Here is a 19,067-nt window from a genome sequence, read left to right on the forward strand (position 1 = left end):
GATCAGAAGGACGGTGCCTGGCCGGATTCGTCGGCGTCGAAGTCCACCGAGGAGTATTCGCGCAGCTTCTCGAGGCGGTGGTAGGCGTCGATCATGCGTACGGTGCCGGACTTCGATCGCATGACGATGGACTGGGTGTGCGCGCCGCCGCCTGCGTAACGAACGCCGCGCAGCAGGTCACCGTCGGTGACACCGGTGGCGGTGAAGAAGACGTTCTCACCCGAGACGAGGTCCTTGGTGTCGAGGACGCGGTCCAGGTCGTGGCCCGCGTCGATGGCCTTCTGCTTCTCGTCGTCGTCCGTGGGTGCCAGACGCCCCAGGATGGCACCGTCCATGCATCGCATCGCGGCGGCGGCAATGATGCCCTCGGGCGTGCCGCCGATTCCGATGAGCATGTCGGTGCCGGAGTCGGGACGGGCGGCAGCGATGGCACCGGCAACGTCACCGTCGGAGATCAACCGGATGCGGGATCCGGCGTCGCGCACCTGCTGGATCAGTTCGGCGTGCCGCGGGCGATCGAGGATGCACACCGTGACGTCCGACGCGGATCCCTTCTTGATCTTGGCGATCCGAGCGATGTTCTCGGCGACCGGGACGGTGATGTCGATGACGTCGGCGTAATCGGGGCCGACGGCGATCTTCTCCATGTAGAAGACGGCGGAGGGGTCGAACATCGCGCCACGCTCGGCAACGGCGAGAACCGAGATGGCGTTGGGCATGCCCTTGGCCATCAGCGTCGTTCCGTCGACGGGGTCGACAGCGAAGTCGACGTCGGGACCGTTGCCGTTACCGACCTCTTCGCCGTTGTAGAGCATCGGCGCTTCGTCCTTCTCGCCCTCGCCGATGACGACGACGCCGCGCATCGAGACAGAACTGACCAACTGCCGCATGGCGTCGACTGCTGCTCCGTCGCCACCTTCCTTGTCGCCGCGACCGACCCAGCGACCCGACGCGAGTGCACCGGCCTCGGTGACGCGTACGAGTTCGAGTGCGAGGTTGCGATCTGGCGCCATGGCGCGAGTGGACTCGGTGCTGGCCGTCATCGGTTTGTAGCCTCCTGGTTGGTGGGGTGTTACCCAGGCGCGATTATCTCACTTCTGTGATGTCTGCGGTGGGGTCGGGTCGACTGTGAGGTACGCGCCGACCGAGCACTGCCGCGCAGAGGGGATACTGGAGATGTGGCGAACAGCAAACCCCGGATTCTCAACAACAACCGCGACATGGTCTGGTCGCTCATTCCGCTGGTCATTGCGTGTTTGCTGATCGCAGGCGTGGCCAGCCAGTGCTCGCTGAGCCCGGGCGGCCCCAAGCAGGGGCCAATTCCTAATTTCGACGTGAACACGGCGTTGCAGTACGACGCGCCGGAAATCGGCTTCCCGGTGCGTAATCCGAGTGTTCCCGAGGGCTGGACGCCCAACTCGGGCAGTCGCGCGACCATCTCCGGCGACAACGGCGGAGCGGTGTCGACTGTCGGATACATCACCGGCACCGGTGCCTACTTGCAGCTGACCCAGTCCTCGGCGACCGAGGAACAGCTGGTTCCGTTCGTGGCCGGAAGTGAGACGGCGTACGCGTCGGGCGCGCAGAACGTGTCGGGTCGGGACTGGGTGGTCTACGGCGAAGAAGGTTCCCGAAACTACTGGGTCTCCGACTTCGGTGACGTCCGAATACTGCTGGGCGGCACCGCAAGCACCGAGGACTTCACCACTCTCGCGTCGATCCTCGAGGTCACCGAACCGCTCGCTCCCTAGCTGTCCTTCTCGGTGCTCGCGAGCGCGGTCTCGATCCGCTTGCGCGCGCCGGCAAGCTGTTCCTCGCAGCGCGCCGCCAGCTGCTCACCGCGTTCCCACAAGGCCAGCGACGCATCGAGATCGAGCCCGCCCTGCTCGAGAATCCGCACCACCCCCACCAGTTCGTCGCGAGCTTCCTCGTAGCCCAGTTCCGATACCGGCTTGTCTTCGTTCTCGCTCATCGAATCTCCCTCTGCCGTTTCACTCGGCATCATTTCACTCGGCCCATCACTGCGGCGGTGACGGCACCGTCGGCCACCCGCACTCTGATCTGTGTACCCGGCGGCGCGTCGTCGACCGAACGCAGCACTTGGGGATCGGAGCCCGCCACCACCCGCTGCACGACGGCATAGCCCCGAGCAAGTGTGGCAGCCGGTCCCAGTGTCGACAGCCGCGCCCGCAGATGTTCGACGAGCGTGTCCTGGGTGGTGAGTTCGCGTTGTACATCGCGTCGGGCCGCCTCGGTCAGGCGTCGGACTTCCTCACGTCGCTGCTCGAGTGCGGCGAGTGGATCTGCCAACACCGGTCGGTGCCGGAGCATATCGAGGCCACGTGCTTCGCGATCGACCCAGTTACGCAGGGCAGCAGCGCTTCTGGACTTCAGCTCCGACACCAGCGCTTGCTCGGCGACGGCGTCGGGAACCACGATTTTGGCGGCATCGGTGGGAGTTGCGGCGCGCAGGTCTGCGACGTGGTCGCTGAGCGGACTGTCGGGCTCGTGGCCGATCGCGCTGACGATCGGTGTGGTGGCCCTGGAGATGGCGCGACACAGAGCCTCGTCCGAGAACGGCAGCAAGTCCTCGACGCTGCCGCCGCCGCGGGCCAGGATGATGACGTCGACAGCGGGGTCGTCGTTCAGGTCCTTCAGTGCGTCCAGAATCGCCGGCACCGCCTGGGGTCCTTGGACCGGAGTGTTACGTACCTCGAATCGAACAGCAGGCCAACGCCTCTGGGCGACGGTGAGGACGTCCTTCTCGGCTGCGCTGGCCCGGGCGGTGATGAGTCCGATGGTGCCGGGCAGAAACGGCAACGGTCGCTTCAGGCGTGGGTCGAACAACCCCTCTGCAGCGAGCAGGGCTCGGAGTCGTTCGATGCGGGCGAGAAGTTCGCCGACACCGACAGCGCGAATGTCGGTGGCGCGCAGCGAAATGGTTCCGCGCCCGGTGAAGAACGACAGTTTTCCGTAGAGAATGACGCGTGCGCCCTCGGTCAGCGGAACAGGCGAGCGATCGAGTAGCTGCGGTGAACATGTCACCGACAACGACATGTCGGCCGACGGATCTCGCAGTGTCAGAAAGGCAGTGCGGGTGCCGGGTCTGGCGTTGATCTGCGTGAGCTGCCCCTCGACCCAGATGCTGCCGAGTTTGTCGATCCAGCCGGCGACCTTCATGGCGACGGTACGCACCGGTAACGGCTGTTCGGCGGAACTCGCGGCAGCCTGAGTGGAACCAGGCTGGGTGGGACCGGACTGGGTTGGGGGAGTGCTCACTTGGCCTTGGCTGTGGTGATTCGGTTGGCCAGCATCGTCTGGAACGGTGCGCGGGCGAGCGTGTCGTTCTCGTAGTCGAGCAGAGCCTCCAGGTCTTCGACCGAGAGAGTGCGCAGCCGCGCGCGCAGTTGTGCCAGTGCGAGGGTGTCGAAGTCGATCATCTCGACAATCTCGGGCTTGTCGACGGCCGGCGCTCGCTTGGCCGAGGTGTCCTGCACGGGCTCGTCCAGCGGAGGCGTCGAGTACAACGCGAAGCGGCCGTTGGCAGCGACCGGCTCGGCCACGGGCGCATCGGGTACGTCGACGTCGTCGGTGATCACAGGGGTGATCACAGGGGTGTCGACGGCATCGTCCTCGTCTTCGTCGAAGGAGGCCCACGCGGGCTGCTCCTCGCGCGGAGTACCGACGACCGGCAGAGTGGCGATGATCAGATCGCCCTTGATGGCCAGTGCCGTCACCTGCTGCTGGAATCGCATACCGCGCGCCAGCGCTTCACTGACAACCGTCATCGGCAGCATGAGGGCGGAACCGGGAAGCTTGCGAGCCTCTTCGACCACGGTCACTGCGACGCCAGCGGCCACGCGAGCTGCAAAGGGGACTCGAGTCATGTCCACAAGAGTGCCCGAAGTCGTGAATTTTGGGTAGCCGACAGGCTGGAGACGCAGCGAGGTGCATGAGTGGAGCCTGCGGAACGACCTTGTTGCATGAGTGGAGCCTGCGGAACGACCTTGTTGCAGGAGTAGAGCCTGCGGAACGACCTTGCTGCTGCCCTACACGTATCCTGGAGTCATGTCTTCGGCCGTTCCTTTGAATCTTGGTATCGCACAGTCCGCCGGCGCGAGTAAGTCCGCGTACGCCGGGGGTAAGCGAGTGCTTCTCGCGGAACCCCGTGGCTATTGCGCAGGCGTCGATCGTGCGGTCGAGACCGTCGAGAAAGCCCTGGAACAGCACGGTGCGCCGGTGTACGTGCGCAAGGAGATCGTGCACAACAAGCACGTGGTCGAGACTCTGTCCGATCGCGGCGCGGTGTTCGTCGAAGAGACCGACGAGGTGCCCGAGGGTTCCTTGCTCGTGTTCTCGGCGCACGGCGTCTCACCGGCCGTGCACACCTCTGCGGCAGAGCGGAACCTGCGCACCATCGACGCCACCTGCCCGTTGGTGACCAAGGTGCACCAGGAAGCGAAGCGATTCGCGCGCGACGACTACGACATTCTTCTCATCGGCCACGAGGGTCACGAGGAGGTCGAAGGCACCGCAGGAGAGGCTCCCGAGCACATTCAGCTGGTGGACGGCCCCGAATCTGTCGCCAACGTCACCGTCCGGGACGAGAACAAGGTGATCTGGTTGTCGCAGACCACGCTGAGCGTCGACGAGACGATGATGACGGTCGCCAAGCTGCGCGAGCGATTCCCGACGCTGCAGGACCCGCCGAGCGACGACATCTGCTACGCCACCCAGAACCGTCAGGTCGCGGTGAAGGCGATGGCTCCGGAATGTGATCTGGTGATCGTCGTCGGCTCGAAGAACTCGTCGAACTCGGTGCGTCTGGTCGAGGTTGCCCTCGGTGCCGGCGCACGGGCGAGCTACCTCGTCGACTACGCCAAAGAGATCGACCTGGCCTGGCTCGACGGGGTCGAGACCATCGGCATCACCTCGGGTGCGTCGGTGCCGGAGATCCTGGTGCAGGGCGTCATCGACCTGTTCGCCGAGCACGGATACGCCGACGTGCAACCGGTCACCACGGCCAACGAGACGCTGGTGTTCTCACTTCCTCGCGAACTTCGTCCGGCTCGCTAGGAACTGAAGCCGCGACCGTCGACCCCCGCGGGACTCGTTCAGTCCGTGTGGCGGTCGCGGTAACGAACCTGCGGCACCGGATGCGGCGGAATGTCGTCTCGATGGGCACCAGGCAGCGAGTGGTTGCCAGGAGCCTGATCCGCGTCGAGCGGTGAGGTGGTCCTTCTGGGTGAAGTGGTCTGGGGAGTGGCGACGGGCCGGGGACCGGTGGTGTACGGCGCGGGGACCTCGCGAGGAGGCTCGACCTGGGCCGACCGCTGGCGGCGAGGCTCCGTCGAGTACCGGGATTCGCCCGACTGCGGCCGCTGTGTCGACCGGGCCTGAGGCTGCTGAGGCTGAGCCTGTGGGTATTGCGGGCGCTGGTACTCGGGCTTCTGGTGCTCCGACCTGGCGCGCTCCTGCCGAGGTGAGTCGGTTCCGGAGTGTCGACTTGGCGGCGCTGGTACCGCCCTGGACGAGCGTCGCTGGCCGGCGCTCGGATCCACGGCCCGTGACGCGCGCGGGTTCGGACCGGAACGAGGGTCGGTGCCTCTTCGTCCTACGTACGGCTCGGACACGATGTCGGTGGCCTCGGTAGCGGACACGCCGCTGCGATCGGGCGACGGGGTAGCGCGCCTGCGGGTGCGTTCGGGGCGCTCTTCCTGAGCCCGGCGCTGCGCACGGGTGAGCTTGTCGTCGCCGGTCTTCGGGCTGCGTCGAACGGCACTCTCGGCCTTCTGGCTGCGCCGCAGGGTGGGGGCATGGGTGTTCTGCCGCTTGAGCACGATGCGCAGTGCTCCGAGTCCGACGGCCACGACGGTACCGAGCAGCATCAGCGGAAAGCGATTGACCAGCGGAATCGCGACGTTGAGAATGATGTCCTTGAGGCTGGTACCGGCGTTGTCGGTGAAGTATTGGTACGACAGCGGTACGGCGACGAACAGGATCAGCGGGGCTTGCACCATCGCGGTGAACAGTCCGCGGTAACGAACGAGCACTACGGCAGCGATGCAGCCGAGGATGTAGAAGAACGCGAACGCGCCTGTCAGTTCGGTGCCGCGGGCGGCATCGATGAGGAACCCGAGGAAAGTGAGTCCTGCGGCAATCGCGACGGCACCCCAGGCGGGCACACCGGGCAGAGTCGCGAGGATGGATCGGTGATCCAGCGGTACCCCGGATCGGGCACGTTGGGAGGTAGACACCCCTCGAGGTTAGCCGTAGTTCAGCCGACTGCATCGTCGACATGACCGAAGTCGTGGCGGTAGCGGGACGAATCGGACAGTGTGGGGCGGCCGTCCACCCGACCGATCGTCACCGGCTCGGCGTCGAACAGCTCGAGTTCGTGCAGTTTTCTCGCCGTCACGCTCACCCTGGAGTCGACCGATCCGACGGTGGAGTTGAACGAGTCCACGGCCTTGCCGAGATTGGCCCCGAGCTTGTCCAGGTGCGTCGACACGACTCCGATGCGGGTGTACAGCTCGCGCCCCAACTGCTGAATGCGCGCCGCGTCCTCGGCCAACGATTCCTGCTTCCAGGTGTAGGCCACCGTGCGCAACAGCGCGACCAGGGTGGTGGGGGTGGCCAGGATCACGTTCCTGCCGAAGGCGTACTCGAGCAGTCCGGTGTCGGACGTCAGTGCTGCGTCCAGAAACGGGTCGCCGGGAACGAACAGCACGACGAATTCCGGCGTCGGCTCGAACGCCTCCCAGTACGCCTTGTCGGCCAACTGATCGATGTGGGTTCGCAGCTGTTTGGCGTGACGACGCAGGTTCTTCTCGCGAGCGCCCGGGTCCTCGTCCTGAGCGGCATCGAGATAGGCCGCAAACGGCACTTTGGCGTCGACGACGATCTGACGACCGCCGGCGAGCCGGACGACCATGTCCGGTCTGATGCCGTCCTTGCTGACCTGGGTGTCGAAATCGCAGTGCTTGAGCATGCCGGCGAGTTCGACGACCCGCTCGAGCTGAATCTCGCCCCACCGTCCTCTGATCTGCGGTGCGCGCAGCGCCGTCACCAGCTGACCGGTTTGGGTGGACAGATGCATCGACGCTCGGTGCATGCCGGTGACCTGCTCGGACAACCCTGCGTACGCCCGGATCCGGTTGTGCTCGACTTGCCGGACGTGCTCGGACAATGCATCGACGGCGTCATGCAACGGCTCGACCAGGTGCGAGACCTGTTGCCCGATCACGGTGGAGTTGCGTCGAGCGGAATCCTCGTTGACCGCACTGAGCGACTGCCGAAGCATGCCTTCGTGCTCGCGCAGAGCAGCCAGTTGCGCCTCCGCCCGGACAGCTCTGTCTCCCATCCGCGAGGCGTGCAGCAACCAGCCCACTACCGCTCCGATGCCGAGGGCGACGAGCAGGCCGAGCGCCGTGAGAATGTTCATGGAGCCGATGATGCAGTACGGCACCGACAAGTTCGGTCGGGCAACACTGTGGGTCAACTCTGTGGGTCGATGCTCACGTCCGACAGGCCGACAAGCCTCGAATAGTTTGTCGGTGGCACCCGATAGCGTCGTTCCCATGAGAATCCTGCACACCTCGGACTGGCACATAGGTCGCACCTTTCACGGTGTCGACTTGTTGGCGGATCAGGCTGCAGTGCTGGAGTCCATCGCGGAACTGGTTGCGACACAAGCGATCGATGTGGTGGTGGTACCGGGCGACATCTACGATCGTGCGGTGCCGAGCGCGGACGCCGTACTCGTCTGCAATCGCGGGCTGGAGGCAATTCGAGCAGCGGGTGCAGTCATCGTCGCGACGTCGGGAAACCACGACTCTCCGGCTCGGCTGGGCGCCGGTGCTGCGTTCGCTTCGGCGGGAGGCCTGCACCTGATGACTCGGGTGGGCGATGTTGCGACACCGGTCGTCATCGACGACGAGCACGGCGGCGTTGCGTTCTACGGCATTCCGTACCTCGAGCCGGAGACCACCCGACTGGAACTCGATGTTCCCGCAGCGCGTACCCACGCCGAGGTCCTCGGAGCCGCGATGGATCGCGTTCGTGGCGATCTGGAGTCGAGAGGCGCTGCAGGACAGCATGTTCGGTCGGTGGTGCTTGCTCATGCGTTCATCGTCGGTGGTGAAGCGACCGGTTCGGAGCGGTCCATTTCTTCCGGCGGCATCGAAACCGCACCGGCGTCGGCGTTCGACGGTGTCGACTACGTGGCGCTCGGTCATCTCCATTCTCCGCAGGTTCTCACCGAGCGAGTGCGGTACTCGGGGTCTCCGCTGCCGTATTCGTTCGGCGAGCGATCGCACCGCAAGGCCGTGTGGATTCTCGAACTCGATGCGAACGGGCTCGGCACTGTCGAGCGGGTCGACCTGCCGGTGGTGCGCGGGCTCGCCCGTATCGAAGGCACGGTCGAGGAATTGCTGTCGGATGCAACCTATTCCGACGTCGAGGATCACTACGTCTCTGCCGTGCTCACCGACGATGTCCGCCCGGTCGACGCAATGCGATTGCTGCAGCAGCGGTTTCGGCACGCGATACATCTCGAGTGGCGTCGCCCCGAGGGGTCGGGAGAGCTTCGCTACCGTGACAGGGTGCGCGGTCGCAGTGATCTTGCCATCGCCACCTCGTTCCTGACGGACATGCGTAGCGAGCCCACCGCAGCGGAGTCCGCATTGATGGCCCGGGCGCTGGCGTCGGTGCATCGCGAGGACGAAGCCACCGACGGTGCTGCTGCAGACCGCGGTGCTGCGTGAGACTGCATTCGCTCGAGATCACCGCTTTCGGACCTTTCGCGGGTACCGAGACGGTCGATTTCGACGCTCTCGGAGCCGACGGGCTCTTCTTGTTGCACGGGCACACGGGGGCCGGCAAGACGACGGTGCTCGACGCCGTGGCGTTCGCGCTGTACGGAACCGTTCCCGGAGCACGTCGTGAGGGCAAGCGACTGCTGTCCGACCACGCGGCCGTGGGAGCGGTCCCGAAGGTGACCCTCGAGGCGACCCTCGGTGGACGACGCATCCGAATCGTGCGTAGTCCGGAGTTCCTCCGTCCCAAGCTCAGAAGTACCGGAACAACCAAGCAACACGCCAAAGCCAGTCTCACCTGGCTCGACGGTCGCGGGCAGAACCTCACACGGCTCAGCGAGATCGGCGATGCAGTCAATGCGTTGCTCGGAATGAGCGCCGACCAGTTCTTCCAGGTGGTGCTGTTGCCGCAGGGGGAGTTCGCTCGATTCCTGCGAGCCGACAGTGACGAGCGCGGAAGCCTGCTCGAAAGGCTCTTCGACACAGGCCGATTCGGTGATGTCGAAGAGTGGTTCGCGCAGCGCCGCCGAGAGTTGGCCGCCGGTCTCGCCGATGCCCACCACCACATCGACATCATGCTGGGGCGGGTATCGCAGGCATCGGGAGTTCCCGAGCCCGTCACCGATGACCGCGAACAACAGGACCCGCTCGACTGGGCTGCCGACGTCCTGGCAGACGCCCGCCAGAATCGAACACTGGCTCAGGGGCGCGCGGTGCTGGTCGACGCGGCGGCTCGGCGTGCGTCCGAGGCGCTGGCTCGGGCCACGACGGTTCTGGATCTGCAGCGCAGACGCGCTCGCGCCGAGGAGCAACTCGCACAGCACCACGACGGCGAGTCGGCGCGGGCAGCGCGCAGAATCGAGCTGGCCGACTCCGTGGCCGCAGGACCGATCGCCGAAGCAGCTGCAGACCTGTCCCTGGCTCGCGCGGCGGGCGAGGCGGCTACCGCCGCGCTGGCAGCAGCGGAGCGCGAGCTGCCGACATCGCTGGAGGGCAAGCGGTTTCACGACGCACTGCATTGGCCACCCGCGCCGGGCGATCCTGCGGACGAGCGCACCGTCGTCGCGCAGTTCGTGCGCGACTGGACCACCGACGTTGCAAGAATGCAGTCGTTGCTCGGCGTCGTTCGCGAAGCAGACAAGCTCGACGGTGCCCTGGTCGATTATCGAGCGCAACAACGCAGCGCTGTAGCGCAGATCGAGAAAACCGAGCAGCGACAGGCCTCGATGCCAGAGAAGATCGTGGCCGCCGAAACCCGGGCGGCGCGAGCCGAGGCCGCCGCGGCACAGTTGGCGAGCCTCGAGGAGCGTTGCGAGCGTGCCCGCGCGGCAGCTGAATCCGCAATCGAATTGGTGCGTAAGCGTGCCGCGCTCGTCGAGTGCGAACGTTCCCGCGACACCGCCGCTGCCGCACACAACACCGCATGGGAGCACCTGCTCGATCTTCGTGAGCGCCGCATCGAGGGGATGGCAGCGGAGCTGGCGGCCCGCTTGAAAGACGGCGAGCCGTGCCAGGTGTGTGGATCGGCAGCGCATCCGCACCCCGCAGCGGCCTCGACGTCGACGGTCACCAAAGCACAGGAAGACAAGGCAGCCGCCGCCGAACGTAAGGCGGCCGCCGCCCTCGATCAGGCGGTCGGGGCTGTCGCCGAGGCCAGACTCGCAGTGGACCTGCTGCACGATCGCACCGGGGGAGCCACTCTCGCTGAGCTGACTCAGGCCCTCGATACCGCAACGAGTTCGGTGCAGGATGCCCGTGCGATCGCCGCGGATGCCGACCCGGCGACAGCGGAACTGAGCCGACTGCGCCGCGAGAAGGACGAACTGGCGGTCACGCTCAACAACCTCGTCGCTTCACGCGTAGCCGTGGACGAGCGAATATCGGCCACCGAGGAATCGTTGGCGCAGATGCGTGCGTCGGTGTCGCAGGAAGTGGGCGAGGGCGAGTCGCTGATCGATCGAATTGCCGAGCGCGAGGCCTTGATCGACGGTGCACGGCGAATTCAGGAGGCGCGGATCGTCTGGCTCGATGCCACCGCGCAGTCCGATGCGTTGCGCGCAGAGCTCGACCGACGAGTTGCCGCATCGAGTTTCGAATCCGTCGAGGCTGCGGCAGCGTCCGCTCTCACCGCCGATCGCGTCGAGCACATCGAGGCCGAACTCCGCGCCGCCGACGAGCGTCGAGCGCATGCCGAACACGTACTACGCGAGCCCGCCATCGTTGCGGTCGCCGGGCACGCACCGGTGGACCTGGATCCGTTGCGACAGGCCTGTACCGAACTCGACAGTCAGGTCAGGTCCACTGCCGCCGCAGTAGCGGAATCCCGAAGGCGCGCAGACGATCTGGAACGACTGATTGCGGAACTGTCGACTGCGGCCGAGGCCATCGCGCCGCAACGCGCGGAATTCGACGAGCTCGCCAATCTGGCGGACGTGGTGGCCGGGCGGGGGCAGAACGCACGAAAGATGTCGCTACGGTCCTACGTTCTCGCATCCCGGCTCGAGGACGTCGCCGAGTCGGCCTCCGCGCGCCTGCGTCGGATGTCCTCGGGTCGATACGAATTCGTCCATTCGGACGAGGCAGGTGCCAGGGGCAAACGCGGTGGCCTCGGCCTCGATATCCGCGACGATTACACCGGCGTCGTCCGCTCGGCGAAGACACTCTCCGGTGGCGAAGCGTTCCTTGCCTCGCTGGCACTGGCGTTGGGCCTCGCTGACGTCGTGGCCGCCGAATCCGGTGGCGTCGTACTCGACACCATGTTCATCGACGAGGGGTTCGGTACCCTCGATGCCGACACGCTCGAGCAGGTGATGGCCGTCCTCGACGAACTACGCGCAGGCGGCCGCGTCGTCGGCGTCGTCAGCCACGTCGACGAGATGCGCCAGCGCATTCCCAGCCGTCTCTACGTCAAACGCGAGCGCACCGGGTCGACGCTTCAGGTCGTCGCGTCCTGACCTGAAGCAGGCTTGTCCGGCTTCGACTCGCCCTCGTCGTCCAGACCGGCCTGTTCCTCGGTCAGTCCCTCGGGCGGCGGGATTTCGTCCTCGAGTTCGTCCTGGTCCGGTTCGTTCGAGCGCGCGTCGATCTGTTCGGACAGGTACCGGATCAGCACTGCGGCAACAGCAGCGGCCGGGACCGCGAGAAACGCACCGATGATTCCGAACAACGAGCTGCCGCCCGCCACCGCCAGGAGCACGATCGCCGGATGCAGGTTCATGCTTCGACTCTGCAGAATCGGCTGCAGCACATTGCCTTCCAACTGCTGGACCGCGACGATGATGGCGAGCACGATCAGCGCCGTCGTCAGTCCGTTCGCCACCAGGGCCACGAGAACTGCGAGTGCACCCGCGACGAACGCGCCGACGATCGGGATGAACCCACCGAGGAACGTCAGCGTTGCGAGTACCAGCGCCAGCGGAACGCCGAGAATGACGAGTCCGAGGCCGATGAAGAAGGCGTCGATCAAACTGACGATGGCCTGCGTTCGGATGAAGCCGCCGAGCGTCGCCCACATCCGCGAGAGCACCTCGCCCAGATGGCGTCCGGCGCGGCCACCGGAGAATCCGTGCAACCACGGCAGGAACTTCGGTCCGTCCTTGACGAAGAAGAACGACAGCACCAGCACCAACGCCAGGGTGACCAGCAGCGAGCCGGCCGCCGATACGCCACTGAACACGCCGGTCGCGATGACGTCTCCGCTGTCCTGCAGCCGCGAGATGATGGCCGACACGGCCGTGTCGATCTGGTCGTCACCGATGTTCAGCGGCGGCCCCTTCAGCCAGTCCTGAACCTGCGCAATGCCGCCCGATGCCTGGTCCACCAGCTCGGGGGCCTGTTCGGCCACCGACGGAATGATCAGGGTGATGACGCCGCCGATGACGACGAAGAACACCACGAGCGAGACCGACGCGGCCAGCGCGGGCGGAAATCCGAGCCGCATCATCAACTTTGCCGGCGGCCACAAGACCGTCGCGACGATGACCGCCAGCAGGACCGGCAACAGGATCACCCACAGATGACCGATCAGCCAGCCGAACACCCATGCCCCGGCCGCGATCGAGACGAGGATGAGCGACCATTTGGCGAGCCACAGGCCGCCGACCCCGATGAGGTCACCGCGGTCCTTGCCGGACGTGGCGGAGGCCGTGGATTTTCCTGGCACTGCCGATTCGGTCACGGGGGTTTCCTCACAGTCGGCGGATGGCGGATCGTGAAGAACCATATCGCCCGGGACCGTTCGGCCGTGGGTCACCGCCCACCCGACGCGGCAGCGTTCAGGCCGCCTCGTGCGCCAACAGCCATTTCTTCGCGGGCAGCCCCCACCGGAATCCGCCGAGCGCGCCGCCGATGCGGACCACCCGGTGGCACGGCACGAACAGCGCGGCGGCATTGCGCGCACAGGCGGACGCCGCACCGCGGATGGCAGCGGGTCGGCCGGACAGCTCCGCGAATTCGGAGTAGGTCACCGGAGTTCCGGGCTCGACGGTGCGCAATACATCCCAGGCGTGCATCAAGAATTCGCCGGACCGTTGGGCGACGGGCACCTCGTCGATACGCGTCAGCTCGCCGCGGTGGTAGGCGTCGACGGCTGCGGTGACCGTACCGAGGTCGGCGGCACTGCGAACGGCGTCGGGCCGCATCGTCGGGTGAATCAGGATTCGCAGCTCCTCGACATCATCGGTCCATCCCGACGCGAGCACGCGCTGATCGTCGTCGACGATGGTGGTGAACGGGCCGATCGGGGTGTCCTGGGTGGCGGACATAGCGGTCATGACTGTCTTCTTTCCAGTGCGGTGATCCACAGGTGCATCGAGACGTAGGAACGCCACGGAGCCCAGCGGGCGGAGTCCTTCAACGAGATGTCCAGCGCAGCCGCACCTTGGCGAACGACCAGGTCGGTGTCGAGGAGAACGTCGGGGTCACCGAGCAGCCGCATCACGACGTAACGAGCCGTCCACGGCCCGATTCCTTTGAGCGCGAGCAATTCTCGCTCCAGCTCGGGACCCTCTCGCGCGGGATGCAATTCGACGGTTCCCGACGCGATGGCGTCGGCGACGCGGATGACGGTCTGGACGCGGGCTGCAGGGCCGGTGAGGACCTCGTGTCCGCGTTCGGCGATGACGGCGGGCTCGGGAAACAACCTGGTGACGGTTCCGTCGCCCAGGTCCAGCGGTGTGCCGAGGGCGTCGACGAGCCGGGCGGTGTGGGTGGCCGCAGCCTTCAACGAGATCTGCTGCCCGATCACGGTGCGCAGCAGCATCTCTGCGCCGTCGACCACACCGAGGGCCCGAATTCCCGGGTGAGCCTCGACGCTCGGCGTCAACTGTGGGTCGGTGCGTAGGGCCTCGTCGACGGCGAGTGGATCGGCGTCGAGATCCAGCAGCTGGCGGATTCGGGCGACGGCGGGAGCGAGGTCGCGCATGTCCTGCAATGTCACTGCGGCACTGACGAATCCGTCCAGGACCCGCAGAGCTACCAACCCGCCGGCGTGCGGCAGGCGCAGTGATCGGACGTATTCTCCGTCTTCGGAGAACGACTCGATGCCCTCGACCACGTGACCTCGAAGGAACCACTCGATCCAGCCCCGGTCCAGCGGCTGACGATAGGGCAGACGCAAGGTGACCGTGCCACCCGCGGTCGCCACCGCGGTGCGGTGTGCTTCGCGGCGCAGCGTGGACGGATCGACCGCGAACACTTCCTTGACGGTGTCGTTGAACTGCCGGACGCTGGAAAAGCCTGCTGCGAAGGCGATGTCGGCCATCGCCATGTCGGTGGTCTGAATCAGAGTTCGGGCGGTGTGAGCGCGGTGCGCGCGGGCCAGTGCCAGCGGGCCTGCCCCGACCTCGGCCGTCAATACCCGCGTCAGTTGCCTGCTCGAGTAGCCGAGGGTGCTGGCGAGGCCGTCGACGCCGCCGCGCTCGACGGCTCCGTCCGAGATGAGCCGCATTGCACGGGAGCTGAGGTCGAAGTGGATGTTCCAGCGTGGGGAACCGGGGGTGGCGTCGGGCTGGCAGCGGCGGCACGCGCGGTAGCCGGATTGTTGAGCTGCAGCGGCCGTGGCCAGGAACGAGACGTTGTCGGGCTTGGGTGTCCGAGCCGGACAGGACGGGCGGCAGTAGATGCCGGTGGTACGAACGGCGGTGAAGAACTGGCCGTCGAACCGTGCGTCACGCGAGGAGACCGCGCGATAACACCGCTCGAAGTCCAGTTCTTGCACCTGCCGTTCGTTGCTCATGTACCTACTGTGTCAGCGCAACCCCGTCAGTGCTAGCGGGAATCGGACATCGCCGCGATCGTGCGCGTTTTGCGTACCTGGAGGGGCGCAAAACGCGCACGAGGGCAAAGCCCCTAACAGCAGCGTGCCCCTGGATTCCGGTCCGCTTCCGCGTGCCGGTCCTTCCAGTACTGCCGCACCGTCGGTGGTTCCTGACCCGGATGGTGCCGAGCCAGGTGGGCGACGTACCGGTCGTAATCGTGGTCGCCCATCACCGAGGTGATCCACCACCAGAGCCCGCGCATCTAGTGCGCCGATCCAGGTCTGCGGACGGTGCCCGCGTCGATCAGTTCGTCCCACTCGGCCTGGATCTGCTTCTCGGCGGGGGTGAGAACGAATCCGGCGGGACCGAAGATCTTCGACGGCACCTCCGGTTCCTCGTTGTCCGGCAGATCGGCTCCACGAACGGCCCTGACACACACGATGACTCCGGCAACGACGACGACCAGGACGAGTACCGCGAAGATGATCGACAGCGTGCCCTGGATGAAGGTGTTGCGGATAACGGCATCGATGGCCTCGGGAGTCTTCGCGCTGCCGAAGCTGCTCAGGCCCTGATCCTTTGCATCACGGAACTGCGAATGCTGGGTCCAGTAACCGATGGCTGGGGTGGAGGAGAAGATCTTCTGGTACGAGGCCGTCATCGTGACGATGAGGTCCCACGCCAGCGGAACTCCGGGAATCCAGGCCCACTTGTAGAGGCCACGCTTGACGACGATGACCATCACCACCGTCAACGCGATCGCTGCGAGCAACTGGTTGGCGATACCGAACAGCGGGAACAGGGTGTTGATTCCGCCGAGGGGGTCGGTGACGCCCATGAGAAGGATTGCACCCCAGGCTGCGACGACGATGACGGAGCAGATCCAGGCGCCGGGACGCCAGGACGGGTCCTTGAACTTCTTGGCCGAGGCACCGGGCAGGTTGCCGATGCTGTCGGAGAGCATGAAGCGTGCGACGCGGGTGCCGGCGTCGACCGTGGTGAGGATGAACAGGGCCTCGAACATGATCGCGAAGTGGTACCAGAACGACTTGAGCGATTCGCCGCCGAACACCTGGTGCAGTACCTCGGACATGCCGAACGCGAGTGTCGGTGCGCCGCCGGTGCGCGAGATGATCGATTCCTCGCCCACATCGGCTGCCGCCTGACTCAGTTCGTTCGCCGAGATGTCGCCGCCGCTCAGTCCCAATCCGTTCACATACGTTGCCGCGGTCTCCGGAGTGCCGCCGGTCAGCGTCGCCGGTGCGTTCAGCGCGAAGTAGATGTGCTGATCAAGAACGCAGGCGGTGATCAGAGCCATGATGGCGACGAACGACTCGGTGAGCATGCCGCCATAGCCGATCATGCGCATCTGCTTTTCCTTCTCGAGCAACTTCGGCGTGGTGCCGGAGGAGATCAGAGCGTGGAAACCGGAGAGTGCGCCGCAGGCGATGGTGATGAACAGGAACGGGAACAGCGATCCGGCGAATGCCGGGCCGTTGCCCTCGGTGGCGAAACTCGTCATGGCGGGCATCTGAATCTCGGGGCGCGCGATGAGAATTCCGACGGCCAGCAGGGCGATGGTGCCGACCTTCATGAACGTCGACAGGTAGTCGCGCGGCGCGAGCAACAGCCAGACCGGCAGGATGCAGGCGAGCAGGCCGTAGCCGATCAGCAACCAGGCGACGGTGACCTTGGACAGGGTGAACCAGTCTGTGCCCCATTCGGTTTCGGCGACCCAGCCGCCGGCGACGATGGCGAGCAGCAGCAGGACGACACCGATGAGCGAGACCTCGGTGACGTTGCCCGGTCGCAGGAAGCGCAGGTACACACCCATGAACAGTGCGATGGGGATGGTCAGCGCGATCGAGAAGACGCCCCATGGGCTTTCGGCGAGCGCGTTGACGACCACGAGTGCCAGCACTGCGATCAAAATGATCATGATGACGAACACCGCGACGAGCGCCGCGGTGCCGCCGACGACACCGAGTTCGTCACGGGCCATTTGGCCGAGGCTGCGGCCGTTGCGACGCGTCGAGATCCACAGCACCAGGAAGTCCTGGACGGCACCGGCGAACACGACGCCGATGATGATCCACATCGTGCCGGGTAGGTAGCCCATCTGGGCGGCGAGAACGGGTCCGACGAGAGGGCCGGCTCCGGCGATCGCGGCGAAGTGATGGCCGAACAGCACCCGACGATCCGTCGGCATGTAGTCCTTGCCGTTTTCCAGTATCTCGGCCGGTGTCGCCCGGTCGTCACGAGGAAAGACGATCTTGCGTTCGATCAACCTGGCGTAGAAGCGAAACGCGAAGATGTAGGTGCAGACGGCGGCGATCACGAACCAGACGGCGTTGGGGTTCTCCCCGCGCACGATGGCGATGATCGTCCACGCGACACCGCCGAGCAGGCCGATCGCGACGAGCATCAGACGCTTGATCGGGGTCATCGGATGTGATTCGACGACCCCGACGGGCGGCAGGTCTGGGTCTGTCTTCAGCAGTTCGACGTGCGGATCGTCGGGCGCTTTCAGTGACATGTGTGGGGTCTCCAGGATCGCAGGTGTGACTGCGATCACCCTATGTGGGCAGCCGGTGTGCGTCCTCGAATCGACGCATCGCGGTGCGCCCGGCGGTCGCTGGAGTGCGACGAACGGAAAATGTGGCCGGGGCGTCAGCTGCCGAGAGCGTTGTCGACGGCCCGGGCGCTGAGTACCTGATCCAACACCAGTGCTGCGCTACCGATGACGCCCGAGAGGTCGCCGTGCGTGGTCGCCTGGATGGTGAGTGCCTTGGTGGCCAGCGCAGTTGCGTTTCCGTAGACGGTCTCGCGCAGTCCTGCGACGAAGATGTCGTAGGCGTTGGCCATGTCGCCGCCGACGATGAGGACCTCGGGGTTGAGTAGATTGACCGCTCCGGCCAGGGTTTCGCCGATGTGTCGTCCACTGTCACGGATGAGTCTGCGTGCTTCGGGGTCACCGCTGACCGCGAGGTCGACGACACCGCGGATGTGGCCCACTTCTCGGCCCTGCTCGTTGAGTGCGCGGACCAGTGCCCAGCCGCCTGCGATGGCCTCCAGGCAGCCGCTGTCGCCGCACCGGCACGCGACCCCTGCGGCGGCTGCGGTCTTGGTGTGGCCGAATTCGCCTGCAGCGCCCAGTGATCCACGCTGCAGCGCGCCGCCCGCCACGATCCCGGCACCGAGACCCGTCGAGGCTTTGACCAAGAGGGCGTTCTGGAATCGATCTCGATTGTCCCGACGTTCGGCGAGGACCATCGCGTTGGCGTCGTTGTCGAGAAAGACCGGAGCAGATGTGGTGTCGGCGAAGTACGGGGCCAGCGGCACTCCGTCCCAGCCGTGCATGATCGGTGAGTCCAGGCTGCAGCCGCGTGCTGTGTCGGCGGTGCCAGGGATGGACAGGCCGACGCCGAGGATGCGATGTTCGGTTCGGTGCGATTCGTCGAGCAATGCCTGCAAGCGCTTGGTGATCTGCGGCATCAGCTCGTTCGGCCCGATGCCGATTTCCTGATCGACGGTATCGCCGGCGAGGAATTCTCCACCGAGAGTGAAGACGCCGAGTTGCGAGCGGCTGCGTCCGATCGCAGCGGCGAGCACGACACCAGCGTCGACGTCGAAGGACAATCGCGCCGGGGGACGTCCACCCGTCGACTGCGTGTCCTCGGTTTCGATGATCAAGCCGAGTCCGGCGAGTGCGGCGACACGGGAGGCGACGGCCGACCGCGACAGTCCGGTGATGCGGCCCAATTCGGCACGGGTATCGGCTTCGCCGTCGCGAACCAGCGCAAAGATCTCACCTGCGGTCGCAGGTGGAGCGCTCAGGCGCGGCATCGACATATACGCCATTCAACCAACTGGCAACTTCTACGGCAACACCCTAAGAACTGCTACTTAGAACTTCAAAAAACATAAGTTGGGTTGCTGATGGACTTAACGGGCTTTAGGCTGGGGCGTGAGAGACCGAACATCGGAGATACTC

Annotated in this window: 16 protein-coding genes; 4 read left to right on the forward strand and 12 right to left on the reverse strand. The window is 65.8% G+C overall.

Annotation, left to right across the window (positions count from 1 at the left end; all coding sequences use genetic code 11):
* Positions 1-2 precede the first annotated feature (2 nt).
* On the reverse strand, positions 3-1,043 hold the full coding sequence (glpX, locus tag ASG84_RS01825) for a class II fructose-bisphosphatase (protein ID WP_057475308.1): 1,041 nt from the start codon (positions 1,041-1,043) through the stop codon (positions 3-5).
* Positions 1,044-1,178: 135 nt separating this feature from the next.
* Between glpX and ASG84_RS01830 the strand changes: the two genes are divergently transcribed.
* Positions 1,179-1,751 carry a DUF4245 domain-containing protein gene (locus ASG84_RS01830; RefSeq protein ID WP_057475309.1) on the forward strand — a complete coding sequence of 191 codons (573 nt, stop codon included), beginning with the start codon at positions 1,179-1,181 and terminating at the stop codon, positions 1,749-1,751.
* Here the strand turns inward: ASG84_RS01830 and ASG84_RS01835 are convergent.
* The 3 genes from ASG84_RS01835 to ASG84_RS01845 all read right to left on the reverse strand — a co-directional run bounded on the left by ASG84_RS01835 (position 1,748) and on the right by ASG84_RS01845 (position 3,887).
* On the reverse strand, positions 1,748-1,972 hold the full coding sequence (locus tag ASG84_RS01835) for an exodeoxyribonuclease VII small subunit (protein ID WP_156399342.1): 225 nt from the start codon (positions 1,970-1,972) through the stop codon (positions 1,748-1,750). The genes ASG84_RS01830 and ASG84_RS01835 overlap by 4 nt on opposite strands.
* A gap of 29 nt (positions 1,973-2,001) precedes the next feature.
* Positions 2,002-3,180, reverse strand: coding sequence for an exodeoxyribonuclease VII large subunit (xseA, locus tag ASG84_RS01840; protein WP_235581503.1), 1,179 nt, complete (start codon positions 3,178-3,180; stop codon positions 2,002-2,004).
* Between the two features lie 95 nt (positions 3,181-3,275).
* A complete protein-coding gene (locus ASG84_RS01845; RefSeq protein ID WP_057475516.1) occupies positions 3,276-3,887 on the reverse strand; it encodes a lipid droplet-associated protein in 612 nt (203 codons plus the stop codon).
* Between the two features lie 181 nt (positions 3,888-4,068).
* Here ASG84_RS01845 and ASG84_RS01850 point away from each other — a divergent pair, with 181 nt between their 5' ends.
* Positions 4,069-5,076, forward strand: coding sequence for a 4-hydroxy-3-methylbut-2-enyl diphosphate reductase (locus ASG84_RS01850; protein WP_057475311.1), 1,008 nt, complete (start codon positions 4,069-4,071; stop codon positions 5,074-5,076).
* A gap of 38 nt (positions 5,077-5,114) precedes the next feature.
* Here ASG84_RS01850 and ASG84_RS01855 read toward each other — a convergent pair whose 3' ends face one another.
* Together ASG84_RS01855 and ASG84_RS01860 are read right to left on the reverse strand one after the other, a co-directional pair.
* A complete protein-coding gene (locus tag ASG84_RS01855; RefSeq protein ID WP_057475312.1) occupies positions 5,115-6,257 on the reverse strand; it encodes a DUF6542 domain-containing protein in 1,143 nt (380 codons plus the stop codon).
* Between the two features lie 20 nt (positions 6,258-6,277).
* A complete protein-coding gene (locus ASG84_RS01860) occupies positions 6,278-7,444 on the reverse strand; it encodes a DNA recombination protein RmuC (RefSeq protein ID WP_057475313.1) in 1,167 nt (388 codons plus the stop codon).
* A gap of 136 nt (positions 7,445-7,580) precedes the next feature.
* On the opposite strand from ASG84_RS01860, the gene ASG84_RS01865 reads away from it, so the two are divergent.
* Both ASG84_RS01865 and ASG84_RS01870 read left to right on the forward strand, forming a co-directional pair.
* Positions 7,581-8,765: an exonuclease SbcCD subunit D gene (locus tag ASG84_RS01865; RefSeq protein ID WP_057475517.1), complete on the forward strand. Its 1,185-nt coding sequence runs from the start codon at positions 7,581-7,583 to the stop codon at positions 8,763-8,765.
* Positions 8,762-11,770 carry an AAA family ATPase gene (locus ASG84_RS01870; RefSeq protein ID WP_057475314.1) on the forward strand — a complete coding sequence of 1,003 codons (3,009 nt, stop codon included), beginning with the start codon at positions 8,762-8,764 and terminating at the stop codon, positions 11,768-11,770. The genes ASG84_RS01865 and ASG84_RS01870 overlap by 4 nt, the downstream gene beginning before the upstream one ends.
* Here the strand turns inward: ASG84_RS01870 and ASG84_RS01875 are convergent.
* The 6 genes from ASG84_RS01875 to ASG84_RS01895 all read right to left on the reverse strand — a co-directional run bounded on the left by ASG84_RS01875 (position 11,752) and on the right by ASG84_RS01895 (position 18,934).
* Complete coding sequence (locus tag ASG84_RS01875) at positions 11,752-12,993, reverse strand: AI-2E family transporter (RefSeq protein ID WP_057475518.1); 1,242 nt, start codon at positions 12,991-12,993, stop codon at positions 11,752-11,754. The two genes, ASG84_RS01870 and ASG84_RS01875, sit on opposite strands and share 19 nt — an antisense overlap.
* 97 nt (positions 12,994-13,090) lie before the next feature.
* The gene (locus tag ASG84_RS01880; RefSeq protein ID WP_057475315.1) at positions 13,091-13,588 is read right to left on the reverse strand and encodes a methylated-DNA--[protein]-cysteine S-methyltransferase; all 498 of its coding nucleotides are present in this window, start codon (positions 13,586-13,588) and stop codon (positions 13,091-13,093) included.
* Positions 13,585-15,051 (reverse strand): AlkA N-terminal domain-containing protein, encoded by a 1,467-nt coding sequence (locus tag ASG84_RS01885; protein ID WP_057475316.1) that lies wholly within the window; start codon positions 15,049-15,051, stop codon positions 13,585-13,587. The genes ASG84_RS01880 and ASG84_RS01885 overlap by 4 nt, the downstream gene beginning before the upstream one ends.
* A 113-nt stretch (positions 15,052-15,164) precedes the next feature.
* Positions 15,165-15,335: a YbdD/YjiX family protein gene (locus ASG84_RS26775; protein WP_072692145.1), complete on the reverse strand. Its 171-nt coding sequence runs from the start codon at positions 15,333-15,335 to the stop codon at positions 15,165-15,167.
* A complete protein-coding gene (locus tag ASG84_RS01890) occupies positions 15,336-17,609 on the reverse strand; it encodes a carbon starvation CstA family protein (RefSeq protein WP_057475519.1) in 2,274 nt (757 codons plus the stop codon). It lies immediately after the preceding gene.
* A 134-nt stretch (positions 17,610-17,743) separates the two neighbouring features.
* Positions 17,744-18,934, reverse strand: coding sequence for an ROK family protein (locus ASG84_RS01895; protein ID WP_442970892.1), 1,191 nt, complete (start codon positions 18,932-18,934; stop codon positions 17,744-17,746).
* Between the last annotated feature and the right edge of the window lie 133 nt (positions 18,935-19,067).

It is taken from the genome of Rhodococcus sp. Leaf278 (assembly GCF_001426085.1).
Classification (GTDB): Bacteria; Actinomycetota; Actinomycetes; order Mycobacteriales; family Mycobacteriaceae; genus Rhodococcoides.

Excerpts from the sequence above, each read along its gene's own strand:
- ASG84_RS01865 (WP_057475517.1), top strand. The coding sequence starts at position 7,581 with ATGAGAATCCTGCACACCTCGGACTGGCACATAGGTCGCACCTTTCAC.
- ASG84_RS01850 (WP_057475311.1), top strand. The coding sequence starts at position 4,069 with ATGTCTTCGGCCGTTCCTTTGAATCTTGGTATCGCACAGTCCGCCGGC.
- ASG84_RS26775 (WP_072692145.1), bottom strand. The coding sequence starts at position 15,335 with ATGCGCGGGCTCTGGTGGTGGATCACCTCGGTGATGGGCGACCACGAT.
- ASG84_RS01835 (WP_156399342.1), bottom strand. The coding sequence starts at position 1,972 with ATGAGCGAGAACGAAGACAAGCCGGTATCGGAACTGGGCTACGAGGAA.
- ASG84_RS01845 (WP_057475516.1), bottom strand. The coding sequence starts at position 3,887 with ATGACTCGAGTCCCCTTTGCAGCTCGCGTGGCCGCTGGCGTCGCAGTG.
- ASG84_RS01880 (WP_057475315.1), bottom strand. The coding sequence starts at position 13,588 with ATGACCGCTATGTCCGCCACCCAGGACACCCCGATCGGCCCGTTCACC.
- ASG84_RS01895 (WP_442970892.1), bottom strand. The coding sequence starts at position 18,934 with ATGGCGTATATGTCGATGCCGCGCCTGAGCGCTCCACCTGCGACCGCA.
- ASG84_RS01860 (WP_057475313.1), bottom strand. The coding sequence starts at position 7,444 with ATGAACATTCTCACGGCGCTCGGCCTGCTCGTCGCCCTCGGCATCGGA.
- glpX (WP_057475308.1), bottom strand. The coding sequence starts at position 1,043 with ATGACGGCCAGCACCGAGTCCACTCGCGCCATGGCGCCAGATCGCAAC.
- xseA (WP_235581503.1), bottom strand. The coding sequence starts at position 3,180 with ATGAAGGTCGCCGGCTGGATCGACAAACTCGGCAGCATCTGGGTCGAG.
- ASG84_RS01890 (WP_057475519.1), bottom strand. The coding sequence starts at position 17,609 with ATGTCACTGAAAGCGCCCGACGATCCGCACGTCGAACTGCTGAAGACA.
- ASG84_RS01885 (WP_057475316.1), bottom strand. The coding sequence starts at position 15,051 with ATGAGCAACGAACGGCAGGTGCAAGAACTGGACTTCGAGCGGTGTTAT.